This window comes from Amycolatopsis jiangsuensis (assembly GCF_014204865.1).
GTDB classification, from domain to species: Bacteria; Actinomycetota; Actinomycetes; order Mycobacteriales; family Pseudonocardiaceae; genus Amycolatopsis; species Amycolatopsis jiangsuensis.
Map to the genome: position 1 here is coordinate 7,362,771 of NZ_JACHMG010000001.1, position 17,756 is coordinate 7,380,526.

General features: G+C 71.8%; 2 protein-coding genes (1 of these 2 only partly in view). Both read left to right on the plus strand.

Annotation, left to right across the window (positions count from 1 at the left end; genetic code table 11):
* Positions 1-4,362, plus strand: the 3' end of a protein-coding gene (locus tag BJY18_RS33245) for a type I polyketide synthase (protein ID WP_184783810.1). 4,629 nt of this gene lie to the left of the window's left edge; the window shows 4,362 of its 8,991 coding nt (coding positions 4,630-8,991); its start codon lies off the left edge, out of view; the stop codon is at positions 4,360-4,362.
* Positions 4,362-17,732, plus strand: coding sequence for a type I polyketide synthase (locus BJY18_RS33250; protein WP_184783811.1), 13,371 nt, complete (start codon positions 4,362-4,364; stop codon positions 17,730-17,732). Before BJY18_RS33245 ends, BJY18_RS33250 begins: the two co-directional genes overlap by 1 nt.
* Positions 17,733-17,756 lie beyond the last annotated feature (24 nt).

A 17,756-nucleotide genomic window follows, 5' to 3' on the forward strand; every position in this document is an offset into this window, starting at 1 on the left:
GGAATCGACAACCCGGACGCGCTGTGGGACCTGCTGGCCACGGGTGGCGACGCGATCTCGGGCTTCCCCGTCGATCGTGGCTGGAACACCGACGGTCTCTTCAACGCCGACCCGGACCACCCCGGCACGTCCTACGTGGCCGAAGGCGGGTTCCTGCGCGGCGTGGCCGACTTCGACGCCGGGTTCTTCGGCATCAATCCGCGGGAAGCGCTGGCGATGGACCCACAGCAGCGGCTCCTGCTGGAGGTTTCCTGGGAAACGCTGGAGCACGCGGGAATCGACCCGGAGTCGCTGCGTGGTTCGGCGACCGGCGTGTACGCGGGCGCGGCGCCGTCCGGCTACGGCTCCGTCATGGCCGGTGACGACGGCAGCGAGGGCTACCTGATCATCGGCAACACCGGGAGTGTCCTTTCCGGACGGATCTCCTACACGCTCGGTCTCGAAGGTCCGGCGGTCACCATTGACACCGCGTGCTCGTCGTCGCTCGTCGCGCTCCACCTCGCCGTGCAAGCGCTTCGGTCCGGTGAGTGTGAGCTGGCGTTGGCCGGCGGTGTGATGGTGATGGTCGATCCGACGGAGTTCGTGGGTTTCTCGCGGCAGCGGGTGCTTGCGGCGGATGGCCGGTGCAAGGCGTTCGCTGCTGCGGCTGACGGGATGGGCATGGCCGAGGGTGCGGGGATGGTGCTGCTGGAGCGGTTGTCGGATGCGCGGCGTAATGGGCATGAGGTGCTGGCGGTGGTTCGGGGTAGTGCGACGAATCAGGATGGTGCGTCGAATGGTCTGACTGCGCCGAACGGTCCTTCGCAGCAGCGGGTGATCCGCGCGGCGCTGGCTGACGCGCGTCTGTCCACGTCGGACGTCGATGTGGTCGAAGCGCATGGCACCGGTACCGAACTCGGTGATCCGATCGAGGCGCAGGCGTTGTTGGGGACGTATGGGCAGGACCGGAGTGAGCCGTTGTGGTTGGGTTCGGTGAAGTCGAATATCGGGCACAGTCAGCAGGCCGCTGGGGTGGCGGGTGTGATCAAGATGGTGCAGGCGTTGCGGCATGGGAAGTTGCCGGCGACGTTGCATGTGGACGAGCCGTCGCCGCACGTCGACTGGTCGTCGGGTGGTGTGCAGTTGCTGCGGGACGAGGTCGCGTGGCCGACCGGTGAGCGACCGCGCCGCGCCGGAGTGTCCGCGTTCGGGATCAGCGGCACCAACGCGCACGTGATCCTCGAGGAACCACCCGCTGCCGTACCGGTCGAGATTCCGGTGCGAATGCGGGCGCTCGACGCCACGGCGTGGCCGATCGGCGCTCGCACCGCGGAGGCATTGCCCGCGCAGGCCGCTCGCCTGCGTGACCACCTCGCCGCGCACCCCGAACTGGATTCGGCAGATGTCGCGTTTTCCTTGGCCACCACGCGTTCCGCGCTCGAACACCGGGCCGTCGTCGTGGGCGATCCGGCCGAGGGGCTGGCCGCGCTGGCCGCCGGTCGTTCGGCGCCGGGACTGGTCACGGGCGTGGCGCGATCCGGTGGCCGGGTCGGGTTCCTGTTCGCCGGCCAGGGCAGTCAGCGAGCCGGGATGGGCCGTGAGCTGTACGCGGCGAGTCCGGTGTTCGCGGCGGCGTTCGACGAGGCGTGCGCGCTGATCGAGCTGGAGCTGGGGCTGCCCGTCCGGGACGTGGTCCTCGGCGGCGGCGAGGACGAGCGCGCGGACCGGACGTTGTACGCGCAGACCGGCCTGTTCGCGGTCGAGGTCGGGCTGGTCGCGATGCTGGCGGCCGCCGGGGTGCGGCCGGACGCGGTCGCCGGGCACAGCGTCGGCGAGATCGCCGCGGCGCACGTCGCCGGGGTGTTGTCGCTCGCCGACGCGGCTCGGCTGGTCGCCAACCGGGCGCGGCTGATGCAGGCGTTGCCGGGCGGTGGCGCGATGGCCGCGATCGGGGTCGCCGAGGCGGAGATCGAGCTGCCGCAAGGGGTTTCGCTCGCCGCGGTCAACGGTCCCGGTTCGGTGGTCGTGTCGGGCGACGAGGAGGCTGTGGCGGCGCTGGCCGACCAGCACCGTGAGGCCGGGCACCGCGTGCGGCGGCTGCGGGTGAGCCACGCGTTCCACTCGCACCGGATGGACCCGGTGCTGGAGGAGCTGTCGCTCGTCGCGGCCGTGACCGCGCACCAGCCGCCGAAGCTGCCGTGGGCCGGCGCGCTCGACGGCAAGCTCGTCGACACTCCGGACGCGGGTTACTGGCCGGCCCAGGCGCGCAGCGCGGTGCGGTTCGCCGACGCGGTGGAAACGCTGGCGGCACAGGATGTTTCCGTCTTCATCGAGATCGGCCCGGACGGCACACTGTCCTCGATGGGCGCGGGCGTCCGCCCCGAAGCGACGTTCTTCCCGGTGCTGCGCAAGGACGCTCCGGCGCAGGAGGCCGTGCTGACGGCGCTGGCGCGGGCCCATGTGCACGGGCTCGACGTCGACTGGGCCAACGTCCTGTCCGGTACCCGGGTCGCGTTGCCGACCTACGCGTTCCACCACGAACGCTTCTGGCCGGAAAGCATCGGCCCGGCGCAGCCGGAGTCGGTCGCCGAGTGGCGTTACCAGACGGAATGGCACCCGATCCCGGACCCGGAACCGGCCACGCTCGTGGGGACCTGGCTGCTGGCCGGGGACGCTCCAGAGATCGCCACAGCGCTCACCGAGCGTGGCGCCACGGTCGTCACAGACGTCGAAAACCTGCCGGAAAACCTCGACGGCATCGTCTCGACGCTCGCTTACGACACCACTCCGCTCGGCGGCTCGCCCGCGTTGACCCGCGGCCTCGCCGACACGCTCAAGTTGGTGCAGCGGGAAATCGACGCGCCGCTGTGGGTGCTGACGCCCGAGCTCAGCGACCCGCGTCAGGCGCAGGTCTGGGGACTAGGCCGGGTGGTCGCGCTGGAGCATCCGGACCGCTGGGGCGGCCTGGTCGAGGTGACGGAGTTCGATGCGGAGCGGCTGTGCACGGTGCTCGCCGGAATCGGTGAGGACCAGGTTTCCCTGCGTGCCGACGGTCTCCACGTCCGCCGTCTCACGCGTGCCCCGGCGCCGCGACCGGCGGTGGAATGGCAGCCGCGTGGTTCGGTGCTGGTCACGGGCGGGACCGGTGGCGTCGGCGGGCACGTCTGCCGCTGGCTCGCCGAGCGTTCCGCGCCTCGCCTCGTGCTCACCAGCCGTTCCGGTCCGGCCGCGCCGGGCGTGGCCGAGCTGGCTGCCGAGCTGGCGGACCAGGGCAGCGCGGTCGACGTCTTCGCTTGCGACACCGCGGTACGCGAGCGGGTCGCCGGGGTCGTCGGACGGATTCCGCAGCTGAGCGCCGTGATCCACGCGGCGGGGATCGGACAGGGCATCGCGGTCGCGGACCTCGACGAGGCCGGTCTCGCGGAGTCACTGGCGGGCAAGGCGGCCGGCGCGGTCTGGCTGGACGAGCTGACCGAGGACCTCGACGCGTTCGTGCTGTTCTCGTCGGTCTCCGCGACCTGGGGCAGCGCGCTGCAGCCCGGGTACGCGGCGGCCAATGCCTTCCTCGACGCGCTTGCCGAACAGCGCCGCGCGCGAGGTGAGGCCGCTACCTCGGTGGCATGGGGTGTGTGGCGCGGTGCGGGAATGGGCGCGGGCGAGGCGGCAGAACAGCTCAGCCGATTCGGGTTGGCGCCGATGGATCCGCGGCTCGGCATCCGGGCGCTCGCGCAGGCCGTCGACGCATGCGAAGGCGTCGTCGCGGTGGCCGACGTGGACTGGCCGGTGTTCGCACCGACGTTCACGCTGCGGCGGCCCAGCCCCCTGCTGTCGACGCTGCCGGACGCCGCGCGTGCACTGACCGTCGAGACGGGGACGGGCGACCTCGCCGGCCGGCTCGCCGGACTGTCCCGGGCCGAGCAGGACCGGCTGCTGGTCGAGCTCGTGCGGACCGAGGCCGCGACCGTGCTCGGCTACGGCTCGGCTGACGCCGTGGCCGCGGACCGCGCGTTCTCCGAGCTCGGGTTCGACTCGCTGACCGCGGTCGAACTGCGCAACCGGCTCGGCGCGGCGGCCGGGCTCACGCTGCCCAGCACGCTCGTGTTCGACCACCCGACCGCCGAGGCGCTGGCCGCGTACCTGCGGGCCGGGCTCGGCGGCGCGGACGACGGCGGGCCGGGTGCCGTGCTCGCCGGGCTGGACCGGCTGGAGGCCGGGCTGGTCGAGGTCACCGACGAGGGGCTGCGGGAGGACGTGCGCCGCCGGCTGCGCGGCATCCTCGCCGGCCTCGACCGGGACCCGGCGCCGGACCAGGGCATCGAGTTCGGTTCGGCCACCCAGGAGCAAGTGTTCGACTTTCTCGACAAGGAACTCGGGAGCCTGTGATGGAGAGTCAGGAAAAGCTCTTCGACTACCTCAAGAAGGCGTCGGCCGAGCTCCAGGAGACCCGGCGGCGGCTGCGTGGCCTGGAGGCCGACCGCGACGAGCCGATCGCGATCGTGGGCATGGGTTGCCGGCTGCCGGGCGGCGTGCGTGGCCCCGGTGACCTGTGGGACCTGGTCGCCGCCGGCACCGACGCGGTGTCCCCGTTCCCCACTGATCGCGGCTGGGACGATGGCGGCGACTACGCGCGTCAGGGTGGTTTCGTCCATGACGCCACGGATTTCGACGCGGCTTTCTTCGGGATTTCCCCGCGTGAGGCGTTGGCGATGGATCCGCAGCAGCGGCTGTTGCTGGAGGTCACGTGGGAGGCGCTGGAACGCGCGGGAATCGACCCGCACTCGCTGCGCGGCTCGCGGACCGGCGTGTTCGCCGGTGCCTCATCCGCTGGGTACGGCACCGAGCTGACCGGCGGGAACACCGGTGCCGAGGGCTATCTCATGACCGGTAACGCGGGCAGTGTGATTTCCGGTCGGGTCTCCTACACGCTGGGCTTGGAGGGCCCTGCGGTGACGGTGGACACGGCGTGTTCGTCCTCTCTGGTCGCGCTGCATCTCGCGGTGCAGGCGCTGCGGAACCGTGAGTGCGGGCTGGCTCTCGCCGGTGGTGTGACGGTGATGGCGACGGCGGGGACGTTCGCGGAGTTTTCGCGGCAGCAGGGGCTTTCCGCGGATGGTCGGTGCCGGTCGTTCTCGGAGGACGCCGATGGCACGGGCTGGTCGGAGGGTGCCGGTGTGCTGGTGGTGGAGCGGCTTACCGACGCTCGCCGCAATGGTCACCGGGTCCTCGCGGTGGTCACCGGCTCGGCGGTCAACCAGGACGGCGCGTCCAACGGCCTCACCGCTCCCAACGGCCCTTCGCAGCAGCGGGTGATCCGCTCCGCACTCGCGGCCGCGCGGATCAGCCCCGAACAGGTCGACGTCGTGGAGGCGCACGGTACCGGTACGACTTTGGGTGATCCGATTGAGGCGCAGGCTGTTCTGTCGACGTATGGGCAGGATCGCAGTGCGCCGTTGTGGTTGGGTTCGCTGAAGTCGAATCTGGGGCATGCGCAGCAGGCTGCGGGTGTGGCTGGCGTGATCAAGATGGTGGAGGCGTTGCGGCATTCGCGGCTGCCGCGGACTCTGCATGCCGGTGAGCCGACGTCTCAGGTGGACTGGTCGGCTGGGAATGTCCGGCTGTTGCAGGAGGACGTCGAGTGGGCGGCGGGCGAGCGGCTTCGGCGGGCTGGTGTGTCGGCGTTCGGGATGAGCGGGACGAACGCACACGTCATCGTCGAGGAGGCGCCCGCTGCGGAACCTGCGGAAGCCATTGCGGCGCCGGAGGTCCTGACGACTGCGGCGACGCCGTGGGTGCTGTCGGGACGGACCCCGGAGGGGCTTGCCGCGCAGGCCGTGCGGCTGCGGGAGCACCTGCTGCGTCACCCGGCTGATCGTGGTGACGTGGCGTGGTCGCTGGCCACGACGCGGTCGGCGTTCGAGCACCGGGCCGTGCTGCGCGACGACGACGCCCTGGCCGCGTTGGCTGAGCGCCGACCGGCACCGGGCCTGGTCACCGGCCGGAACGGGGCACGCGGCCGGACCGTGTTCGTGTTCCCGGGTCAGGGCAGTCAGTGGCTCGGGATGGGCCGTGAGCTGTCCGAGGTCTCGCCGGTGTTTGCTGCGCGGTTGGCGGAGTGTCGGGAGGCCTTGGCGCCGTACTTGGACTTGGACGCGGCTTTCGCGGGCGAACTCGAGGGTGCGGATGTGGTGCAGCCTGCGTTGTGGGCTGTGATGGTGTCGTTGGCTGAGGTGTGGCGGGTGGCGGGTGTGCGTCCGGATGCGGTGGTGGGTCACTCGCAAGGTGAGATCGCGGCTGCTGCGGTGGCAGGGGTCCTTTCGTTGGAGGACGCGGCTCGCGTGGTTGCTCTGCGGAGTAAGGCTCTGACGGCGTTGGCTGGTCGTGGCGGGATGCTGTCGATCGCGGAACCGGCGGATGCGGTGCGGGTGAGGATCGTGCCGTGGGGTGATCGGGTCTCGATCGCGGCGGTGAATGGTCCGGTGTCCACTGTGGTCAGTGGTGAGCCGGATGCGTTGCGGGAGCTGGCCGAGAGTGCGGATGTTCGTACTCGGATGGTTCCGGTGGATTATGCGTCACATTCTGCGCAGGTTGATGAGCTGCGGGACGAGATTGTCCAGCACTTGCAGGGGATCGAGCCGCGTGAGGGTGAGATTCCGCTCGTTTCGGCGATGAGTGGTGAGTGGAACCCGCACATGGATGCGGAGTACTGGTACTCGAGCCTCCGCGAGACGGTCGAGTTCGAGCGCGCCATCCGAATCCTGGGCGAGGGCCACGGCGTGTTCATCGAGGCATCGCCGCATGCGGTGCTGACCGCCGCTATCGGGGACACGCTCGATGAGCCGGTGGTCACCGGGACGTTGCGCCGGGACGATGGTGGCGCGCGCCGGCTGCTCACCTCCTTCGCGGAGGCCTACGTCCGGGGCGTGCCCGTCGACTGGTCGTCGTTCCTGCGCGGCACTGTGATCGACTTGCCGACGTACGCGTTCCAGCGCGAACGTTTCTGGCCCGAGGCCAAGCCGGCCACCGCGGCGGAGGACTGGCGTTACCGGATCGTCTGGACCCAGGTCGGCGAGTCGGCGGCGGCACCGGCCGGGAGGTGGCTGCTGCTCGGCGATGCGCCCGAGGTCGAGCGGGCGCTTGCCGAGCGGGGCGTCGAGGTCGTCACGGACGTCACCGAGACCGGCTTGACCGGCTTGACCGGCGCTGTGGCCGTGGAGCCGACGCTGGCGGAGACACTGGAGCTGGTGCAGCAAAACCTTGGCGCGCCGCTGTGGGTGCTTACCCGCGGGGCTGTCGCCGCGGTGCCCGGCGAAGCCGTTCCGGCGCCCGAGCAGGCGCAGCTGTGGGGCTTCGGCCGCGTTGCCGCGCTCGAGCATCCGGAACGTTGGGGTGGCCTGATCGACCTTCCGTCCACTGAGGACGACCGCACTGCCGCATTGCTGTGCGCGGCGCTGGCCGGGGTCGAGGACCAGGTCGCGCTTCGCGGTTCCACCACGCTGGCCCGCCGGTTGGTGCACGCCCCGGCGCCGCAGCGCACGCAGGAGTGGCGACCGCGCGGGCCGGTGCTGATCACCGGGGGCACGGGGGCGATCGGTGGCCACGTGGGGCGCTGGCTGTCCGGGCGTGGTGCGGAAAAGCTCGTGCTGACCAGTCGTTCCGGGCCCGCCGCCGGGGTGGCGCTGGCGGCGGAGCTGGCGGAATCGGGCACGGCGGTCGAGGTCGTGGCGTGTGACGTCGCGGAACGGTCCCAGGTGGCGGGCCTGCTGGACCGGACCGGCGTGACCGCGGTCGTGCACGCCGCCGGGGTCGGCGAGGGTGGACCGATCGCGGAGACCACCGCGGCCGACCTGGTTTCGGCGATGCGTGCGAAGGTCGACGGCGCGCGGTGGCTGGACGAACTGACCGGTGAGCTGGACGCGTTCGTCGTGTTCTCCTCCGGCGCGGCGATCTGGGGCAGTGGTGGCCTTTCCGGCTACGCCGCGGCCAACGCCCACCTCGACGCGCTCGCCGACTCCCGTCGCGCCCGCGGCCTGGCGGCGACGTCCGTCGCGTGGGGACTGTGGGGTGGCGGTGGCATGGTGGGTGGCGCCGCGGGTGCGCAGCTGCGTGGTCTCGGGATGCGCGTGATGGCACCGGAGCGTGGCATCGACGCGCTGGCCCGGATTCTCGACGGCGACGAACCCGCCGTCACCGTGGCGGACATCGACTGGCAGAAGTTCGCGCCCACGTTCACACTCCGCCGGACCAGCCCGCTGATCGCCGGACTGCCGGAGGTCAGGACCGCGCTGTCCACTGAGGACGAACCCGGTGAATCCGCGAGCGAGCTCGGCCGCCGTCTGGCCGGGTTGTCGCGCGAGGAGCAGCTGCGTGAGCTGACCGACCTGGTGCGTGCGGAGGCCGCCGCGGTGCTCGGGCACACCGGGGTCGAGGCGCTGGAACCCCGTCGTGCGTTCAAGGAACTCGGTTTCGACTCGCTCACCGCGGTGGAGCTGCGCAACCGGCTGACCGCGGCGTCGGGGCTGAAACTGCCGTCGACGCTGATCTTCGACTATCCCAACGCCGCCGCGCTCGCCGAGCTGCTGGGCTCGCGGCTGACCGGCGTCCACGTCGGCCCGGACAGCGCACGGGTCACCACGATCGCCGACGGCGAGCCGCTGGCGATCGTCGGCATGGGCTGCCGGTTCCCGGGCGGTGCGACCTCGCCGGAGCAGCTGTGGGAACTGCTCGCCGCGGGCACCGACACCATCTCCGCGTTCCCGACCGACCGCGGCTGGGAAGCCGTCGAGCAGCGCTACGGTGACCCGGACACGACCTATGTCCGCCAAGGTGCCTTCATCTACGACGCGCCCGAGTTCGACGCCGGGTTCTTCGGCATCTCCCCGCGTGAGGCACTGGCGATGGACCCGCAGCAGCGCATGCTGCTGGAAGTCGCGTGGGAAACCCTGGAAGGCGCCGGGATCGACCCGGCGAGCCTGCGTGGCTCGGCGACCGGCGTCTTCGCCGGGGCCACCTACTCCGGGTACGGCATGGGCCTCGAAGGTGGCGAAAGCGGCGCCGAGGGCTACTTGATGACGGGCGGGCTCACCGCCGTCATCTCCGGCCGCGTCTCCTACACGCTCGGTCTGGAAGGCCCGGCGGTCACAGTGGACACCGCGTGTTCTTCTTCGCTGGTCGCACTGCACCTCGCGGCCCAGTCGCTGCGGTCGGGCGAGTGCTCGATGGCGCTCGCCGGTGGGGTGGCCGTGCTGTCGACACCGGGTGCGTTCGCGGAGTTCTCGCGCCAGCAAGGGATGGCCGCGGACGGCCGGTGCAAGGCGTTCGCGGCCGGGGCGGACGGCATCGGCTGGGGCGAAGGCGCCGGGATGCTGCTGCTGGAGCGCCTGTCCGACGCACAGCGGAACGGCCACGAGGTCCTCGCGGTCCTCCGCGGCACCGCCGCCAACCAGGACGGTGCGTCCAACGGTCTTGCCGCTCCCAACGGTCCTTCGCAACAACGCGTCATCCGCGCGGCCCTTGCCGACGCTCGGCTGTCCACACAGGACGTCGACGCGGTCGAGGCACATGGCACCGGCACTGCGCTGGGCGATCCGATCGAGGCGCAGGCTGTGCTCGCGACGTACGGTCAGGACCGTGCCGAGCCGCTGTGGCTCGGGTCGATCAAGTCCAACATCGGGCACCCGCAGACCGCCGCCGGCGTCGCGGGCGTGCTCAAGATGGTGCTCGCGCTGCGGCACGGGCAGCTCCCGCCGACCCTGCACGCCGAACAGCCGTCGGCCGAGATCGACTGGACCGAGGGCAACGTCCGGCTCCTCACCGAGGCGGTGCCGTGGCCCGCGCGCGAGCGGCCGCGGCGTGCCGGGGTGTCGGCGTTCGGCGTCAGCGGCACGAACGTGCACGTCATCGTCGAGGAGGCACCGGCGGCGGAACCGGTGGTCGTCGAACGAGCACCGCTGGTACGCGCCGCGGTGCCGGCGTGGGTCGTGACCGGCCGGTCCAAAAACGGGCTCGCCGCGCAGGCCGGCCGCCTGCGTGAGCACGTGCTGGCGCGCCCGGACCTCGACCCCGTCGACGTCGCGTGGTCGCTGGTCACCACGCGGTCGCCGTTCGAGCACCGCGCCGTGGTCACCGGAGGTGATCCGGCGGCCGCGCTCGCGGCCATCGCGACCGGCCAGCCCGCGCCCGGTGTCGTGACCGGCACGGTCGTCCCGGCTGGAGCGGGCCGCACGGTCTTCGTCTTCCCCGGTCAGGGCAGTCAGTGGCTCGGGATGGCGCGGGAGCTGTCCGAGGTGTCGCCGGTGTTCGCCGCGCGGTTGGCGGAGTGTCGGGATGCTTTGGCGCCTTACGTGGATTTGGATGTGGCTCTCGCGGGTGGGCTTGAGGGTGCGGATGTGGTGCAGCCTGCGTTGTGGGCTGTGATGGTGTCGCTTGCGGCGGTGTGGCGGGCGGCGGGTGTGCGTCCGGACGCGGTGGTGGGTCACTCACAAGGTGAGATCGCGGCGGCGGCGGTGGCGGGGCACCTCTCGCTCGATGACGCCGCCCGAGTGGTTGCTCTACGCAGCAAGGCGCTCACGGCGTTGGCCGGGCGTGGCGGCATGATGTCGATCGCGGAACCGGCGGATGCGGTGCGGGAGCGGATCGTGCCGTGGGGTGACCGGATTTCGGTGGCCGCGGTGAATGGTCCGGTGTCCACTGTGGTCAGTGGCGAGCCGGATGCGTTGCGGGAGCTGGCCGAGAGCACTGACGTGCATACGCGGATGGTTCCGGTGGATTACGCCTCGCACTCTGCGCAGGTTGATGAGCTGCGGGACGAGATCATCCAGCGGTTGCAGGGAATCGAGCCGCGCGAAGGCGAGATTCCGCTGGTCTCCGCGATGAGTGGTGAGTGGAACCCGACGATGGATGCGGAGTACTGGTACGCCAGTCTCCGCGAGACGGTGGAGTTCGAGCGCGCCATCCGGATCGCCGGCGAGCGGCACTCGGTGTTCGTCGAGGCCTCACCGCACGCGGTGCTGACAGGGGCGATCGCGGACACCCTCGACGCACCTGTGGTCGCCGGGACGCTGCGCCGGGACGACGGTGGCGCCGAGCGCCTGCTGACGTCGTTCGCCGAGGCGTACGTGCACGGCGTGCCGGTCGACTGGGCCGCTGTGCTGGGCGGTGGCGCGAACACGCCGTTGCCCACTTACGCTTTTCAGCGGCGCCGCTACTGGCCCGCGGAACCGGAGCCGAAAACCACCGTCGCGGCAAGTGGTGCGGAGGGCCGGTTCTGGGCCGCCGTCGATCGTGGCGACCGCACGGAACTGGCGGACCTGCTGGCCTTCGACGGCTCCGGCCTCGATGACGTGCTGCCCGCCCTGACCTCCTGGCGCCACCGGGAACAGGCCGATTCCACCGTCTCGGACTGGCGCTACCGCATCGACTGGGCCCCGATCGCCGAGACGCCGGCGGTGCTGTCCGGCACCTGGTTGATCGTCGGCGAAGCTCCGAAGCTCGCGAACGCGATCCGTGGCCGCGGCGCCGAGGTGATCACCCTCGACGTCGCGGTCTTGGACCGGGACACGCTCGCCGAGGCGCTGAGCGGGCTGCCGCCGGTGGACGGGGTGGTGTCCGCGTTCGCGCTGGACGAGACGCCGCTGGCCGCGTTCCCGACCGTCGCCCGTGGCGTCGCGGGCACGCTGGTCCTCGTGCAGGCCCTCGGCGACGCCGGGGTCACGGCGCCACTGTGGGTACTGACCAGCGGCGCCGTGAGCACCGGGGCGAGCGAGGTGCTGACCAGCCCGGTGCAGGCCCAGGTGTGGGGCCTCGGCCGGGTCGTCGGCCTGGAGCACGCCGGCCGCTGGGGCGGGCTGCTCGACCTGCCGCCCGCGTGGGACGACCGCATCGCGTCCAAGGTCTGCTCGGCGCTGGCCGGGCACGAGGACCAGGTCGCCGTGCGCGCGTCCGGCAGCTTCGCCCGTCGCCTGGTGCGCTCGGGCACCCGGCGTCCCGCCGGAGCAGGGTGGACGCCACGGGGCACGGTGCTGCTGACCGGGGGCACCGGGTCCATCGGCGGCCGGGTCGGTACCTGGCTCGCGGACCGCGGTGCGCCCCGGGTCGTGCTGACCAGCCGTTCCGGCCCGTCCGCGGAAGGGGTGGCGGATCTCGCCGCGGAGATCGCCGTCGGCGGGTCCACAGTGGACGTCGTGTGTTGCGACACCGCCGACCGCACACAGGTCGCCGAGCTGCTGGAGACGATCGCCGCGACCGGTCCCGCGCTCAGCTCGGTACTGCACTCCGCGAACGCCGTCTACGTGACGCCCTTGGACAACACCAGCGTCGAGGGACTTTCGGTGTCGCTGGGCGCGAAAGCCGCCGGTGCCCGGCATCTCGACGAGCTGACCGCCGACCTGGACCTCGACGCGTTCGTGCTGTTCTCGTCCATTTCGGCCACGTGGGGCAGCAACGACCACGGTGCCTACGCCGCGGGCAACGCGTACCTGGACGCCCTCGCCGAAGACCGTCGCGCGCGGGGCCTGCCGGGCACGTCGATCGCTTGGGGTGTTTGGGACACCCGCGACTGGGACGCCGTGAACGCGGTCCTGGAGCAGCGCCCGGGCAGCGTCACGCCGGAACGTCTGCTGCGCCAGGGGATGAACTTCCTCGAACCCGGCCGGGCGTTGACGGCGCTGGGTCAGGTGCTGGACGACGACGAGACGTTCCTGGCCGTCGCCGATGTGGACTGGGAGCGGTTCGCGCCGGTGTTCACCGCGGCGCGCGAACGGCCGCTGCTGGAGCGGATTCCGGAGGCGCGCGAGCCCGAAGCAGCCGCGACCGAGCCGGGAGAAACCAGCGATCTGGCGGCGAAACTGGCCGACGCGGACCCGGCCGAGCGACTGCGGGTGGTGGCGGAACTGGTTCGCGGCCACGCGGCGGCGGTCCTCGGGCACGGCGCCGCGGAGGAGGTCCCGGCGGGCCGCGCGTTCCGCGACCTCGGCTTCGATTCGCTGACCGCGGTCGAGCTGCGTAACCGGATCGGCGCGGCGACCGGACTGAAACTGCCGTCCACAGTGGTCTTCGACTATCCGAACCCCATGGTGCTGGCCAAGGAGATCGTCGAACGCGTCTTCGGTGCCGCCGCGCCGGTGATCACGCACAGCCGTGACGTGTCGACGGAGCCGATCGCGATCGTCGGCATGGGCTGCCGCTACGCGGGTGGCCTGCACGATCCCGACGCTCTGTGGGACCTGCTGGTCTCGGGTGGCGACGCGATCACCGGCTTCCCCGCCGACCGTGGCTGGGACACCGACGGCCTGTTCGACCCGAACCCCGACAACCCGGGCACCTCTTATGTGTCGCAGGGTGGTTTCCTGCACGGCGTCGCGAACTTCGACGCCGGATTCTTCGGCATCAGCCCGCGCGAGGCGCTGGCGATGGACCCGCAGCAGCGGCTCCTGCTGGAGGTTTCGTGGGAAACGCTGGAGCGCGCCGGAATTGACCCGGAGCGGCTGCGCGGCTCGGCGACCGGCGTCTTCGCGGGTGCGGCGCCGTCCGGGTACCTCGGCTCGGGGGAGTTCGACGGCGTGGAAGGACACCTGATCACCGGCAACACCGGGAGTGTCCTTTCCGGGCGGATCTCCTACACGCTCGGTCTGGAAGGTCCGGCGGTGACGATTGACACGGCGTGTTCTTCTTCGCTGGTGGCGTTGCACTTGGCGGCGCAGGCGCTGCGGGCTGGTGAGTGTGAGCTGGCGTTGGCCGGTGGTGTGATGGTGATGGCGGATCCGACGGAGTTCGTGGGTTTCTCGCGGCAGCGGGTGCTTGCGGCGGATGGCCGGTGCAAGGCGTTCGCTGCTGCGGCTGACGGGATGGGCATGGCCGAGGGTGCGGGGATGGTGCTGCTGGAGCGGTTGTCGGATGCGCGGCGTAATGGGCATGAGGTGCTGGCGGTGGTTCGGGGTAGTGCGACGAATCAGGATGGTGCGTCGAATGGTTTGACTGCGCCGAACGGTCCTTCGCAGCAGCGGGTGATCCGTGCGGCGCTGGCTGGCGCCGGTCTGTCCACTGCGGATGTCGACGTTGTTGAGGCGCATGGCACGGGTACGGCGCTGGGTGATCCGATCGAGGCGCAGGCGTTGTTGGGGACGTATGGGCAGGACCGGAGTGAGCCGTTGTGGTTGGGTTCGGTGAAGTCGAATATCGGGCACAGTCAGCAGGCCGCTGGGGTGGCGGGTGTGATCAAGATGGTGCAGGCGTTGCGGCATGGGAAGTTGCCGGCGACGTTGCATGTGGACGAGCCGTCGCCGCACGTCGACTGGTCGTCCGGCCGGGTCGAACTGCTTCGCGAACTCGTGGACTGGGCACCGGGCGAGCGGCCGCGCCGCGCCGGGGTGTCCGCGTTCGGGATCAGCGGCACCAACGCGCACGTGATCATCGAGGAGGCGCCCGCGGGAGAACCGGCCGGCGACCCGCGTGTGCCGGCGATCGTGGCGCGGGCGTGGCCGATCAGCGCACGTTCGGCGGACGCGCTCGCCGAGCAGGCTGCCCGGCTGCGGGATCACTTCCTCACCCACACCGAGCTGGAGCACGCCGACGTCGGGTACTCGCTGGCCACCACGCGGTCGGCCTTCGAGCACCGTGCGGTCGTGCTGGGTGAGCCGGTCGAGGGACTGGCAGCGGTCGCGAAGGGACGGTCGGCGCCCGGTGTGGTGTCGGGTGTCGTCCCGGCCGCCGGAGCGGGGCGGGTCGGGTTCCTGTTCGCCGGCCAGGGCAGTCAGCGCGCCGGGATGGGGCGCGAGTTGCACGCCGCCAGTCCGGTGTTCGCGGCAGCGTTCGACGAGGCGTGCGAGCTCATCGAGGCCGAGCTGGGACACCCGATCCGCGACGTCGTCCTCGGCGACGGCGAGGACGAGCGCGCGGACCGGACGCTGTACGCGCAGACCGGCCTGTTCGCGGTCGAGGTCGGGTTGGTCGCGTTGCTGGCGGAGTGCGGTCTCCGGCCGGACGCCGTGGCCGGGCACTCGGTCGGTGAGATCGCGGCTGCGCACGTGGCTGGGGTGCTGTCGCTGGAAGACGCTGCACGGCTGGTGGCGCACCGTGCTCGCTTGATGCAGGCATTGCCGGGTGGCGGCGCGATGGCGGCGATCGGCGTGGCGGACATCGAGGTGCCGAAAGGTGTTTCGGTGGCCGCGGTGAACGGTCCCGGGTCGGTGGTCGTGTCCGGTGACGAGGACGCGGTCGACGCGCTGGTCGAGGAGCATCGAGCGGCCGGGCACCGGGTGCGGAAGCTGCGGGTGAGTCACGCGTTTCACTCGCACCGCATGGATCCCGTACTTGGCGAGCTGACCACGGTGGCCGAAAGCCTCACCTTCGACAGCCCGCGCATCCCGTGGATCGGCGCGCTGGACGGTGCACCGGTCGAAGCTCCGACGGCGGACTACTGGCCCACGCAGGCCAGGCAAGCCGTACGGTTCGGCGACGCGGTCGCATCGCTGGCCGCACAAGGGATTTCGATGTTCCTGGAGATCGGACCGGACGGCACGCTCTCCTCGATGGGCCCGGCAGTCACCCCCGACAGCACCTTCCTTCCCCTACTGCGCAAGGACTCTCCGGCTCCGGAGGCATTCGTCACGGCGCTGGCGCAGGCTTACACACGTGGTCTGCCGGTGACCTGGGACGCCATCCTGACCGGACACAGGGTCGACCTGCCGACGTACGCGTTCGACCAGCAGCGCTTCTGGCCGAAACCGTTGTCGGCCAAGCCCACCGTGACGAGCGGAAGCGAGGGCGAAGCGCGGTTCTGGGCGGCCGTCGAGCACGGTGACACGGACATGTTGACCGAGGCGCTGGCGGTCGACGGGGACCGGCCGTTCCGGGAAGTGCTGCCCGCGCTCGCGTCGTGGCACCGCCGGGAACGCGACGACTCCACGACGGCCGCCTGGCGCTACCGGATCACCTGGGAGCCGGTGACCGAAGCCAAGGCCACGCTCGACGGAACGTGGCTCGTGGTCGCCGACCCCGCACGGGAGACACGCGACTGCGTGCGTGCGCTCACCGCGGCGGGTGCCGAAGTGGTCGAGGCAGGTTTCGACGCCGGGCACGCGGGCGATTACGCCGGGATCGTGGCGTTGCCCGCGTCCGGGGACGAGCCGGTGCCGGGTTTCCCGGTCGTGCCGCGCGGTGTCGGTCAGGTGCTGACTCTGGTGCAGGAAGGACTCGACGCGCCGGTGTGGGTCGTCACCGAGGGCGCGGTCGCGGCCGGGCCGGGGGAGGCCGTGGCGGATCCGGCTCAGGCACAGATCTGGGGCCTCGGCCGGGTGGCCGCGCTGGAGTTCCCCGAGCGCTGGGGCGGTCTGGTCGACCTCGGCTCTGAGGGGAACGCGGCGAGCCTGGCCGCGGTGCTGTCCGGCGCGGAAGACCAGGTCGCGATCCGGCCGTCCGGGCTGCTGGCCCGGCGACTGGTGCGCGCGCCGCGTGCGGAGCTCACGCGCACGTGGCAACCGCGCGGCACCACGCTGATCACCGGTGGCACGGGCGGAATCGGCGGTCACCTCAGCCGGTGGATCGCCGGACGTGGGGCGCCGGAGCTGGCGCTGACCAGCCGTTCCGGGCCCGCGGCCGCGGGCGTGGCCGGCCTGGCCGCCGAACTCGCCGGCCAGGGCACCGCCGTCCGGGTTCTCGCCTGCGACACCGCCGAGCGGAGGCAGGTCGCCGCGATGCTGGAACGGTTGCCCGGCCTCACCGCCGTGGTGCACGCGGCCGGGATCGGCCAGACCACACCGACCGCGGAGGTCACGCTCGAGGAGCACACGCGGGTGGTCGCGGCGAAGGTCGCGGGCGCGCGATGGCTGGACGAGCTGACCGGTGACCTGGACGTGTTCGTGCTGTTCTCGTCCATCGCGGCGACGTGGGGCAGTGCGCTCCAGCCGGCCTACGCGGCGGGCAACGCCTACCTCGACGCGCTCGCGGTGAACCGGCGGACGCGCGGGCGGGTGGCCACGTCGGTGGCGTGGGGCCTGTGGGATGGCGCCGGCATGGGCGCGGGCGCCGCTGGTGAGGAGTTCGCCCGCCGCGGGCTCGGGATGATGGACCCCCGCCGCGCGATCAGTGCGCTCGCGCAGGCCGTGGACGGCGGGGACACCGCCATCGCGGTCGCGGACGTCGACTGGGCACGGTTCGCCCCGGCGTTCACGGTGCGGCGGCCCAGCCCGCTGCTGGGCTCCCTGCCGGAAGCGTGCACTGCCGAAGAGGCGGAACCGGAAGTGGACGACGGGTTCGCGCAGCGGCTCTCCGTACTGTCCACTGTGGACCAGGTGCGGACCCTGGTGGACCTGGTGCGCGGCGAGGCCGCGGCGGCGCTCGGCTTCGCCGACGCGGGCCAGGTCGGCCAGGACCGCGCGTTCAAGGACCTCGGCTTCGATTCGCTGACCGCGATCGAGCTGCGGAACCGGCTGAGCGTGTCCACCGGGCTGGCCTTGCCGGCGACGCTGGTGTTCGACCATCCTTCCCCCGCGGCGCTCGCGGAGTTCCTGCGGGCGGAACTGGTGGGTGACAGCGCGGAGGCGGGGCTGCCCGAGCAGCTCGACCGGTTCGAGGCGCTGCTGGCCGGCGCGGAGGCGGACGAGCGCACGCACGAGCTGGTCGCGGCGCGGCTGCAGAAGGTCCTGGCGGCGTGGACGGACCGCGCCCGGGACGGGGACGAGGTCGTGAGCCGGATCGAGGCGGCGACGGACGACGAGATGTTCGACTTCATCAACACCGAGCTCGGCCGGTCGGAATGACCGGGACGGCGCTGCGGTGCGGCG

What these genes read in the sequence shown, in the direction of transcription:
- BJY18_RS33250 (WP_184783811.1), top strand. Translation starts at nt 4,362, where the DNA reads ATGGAGAGTCAGGAAAAGCTCTTCGACTACCTCAAGAAGGCGTCGGCC.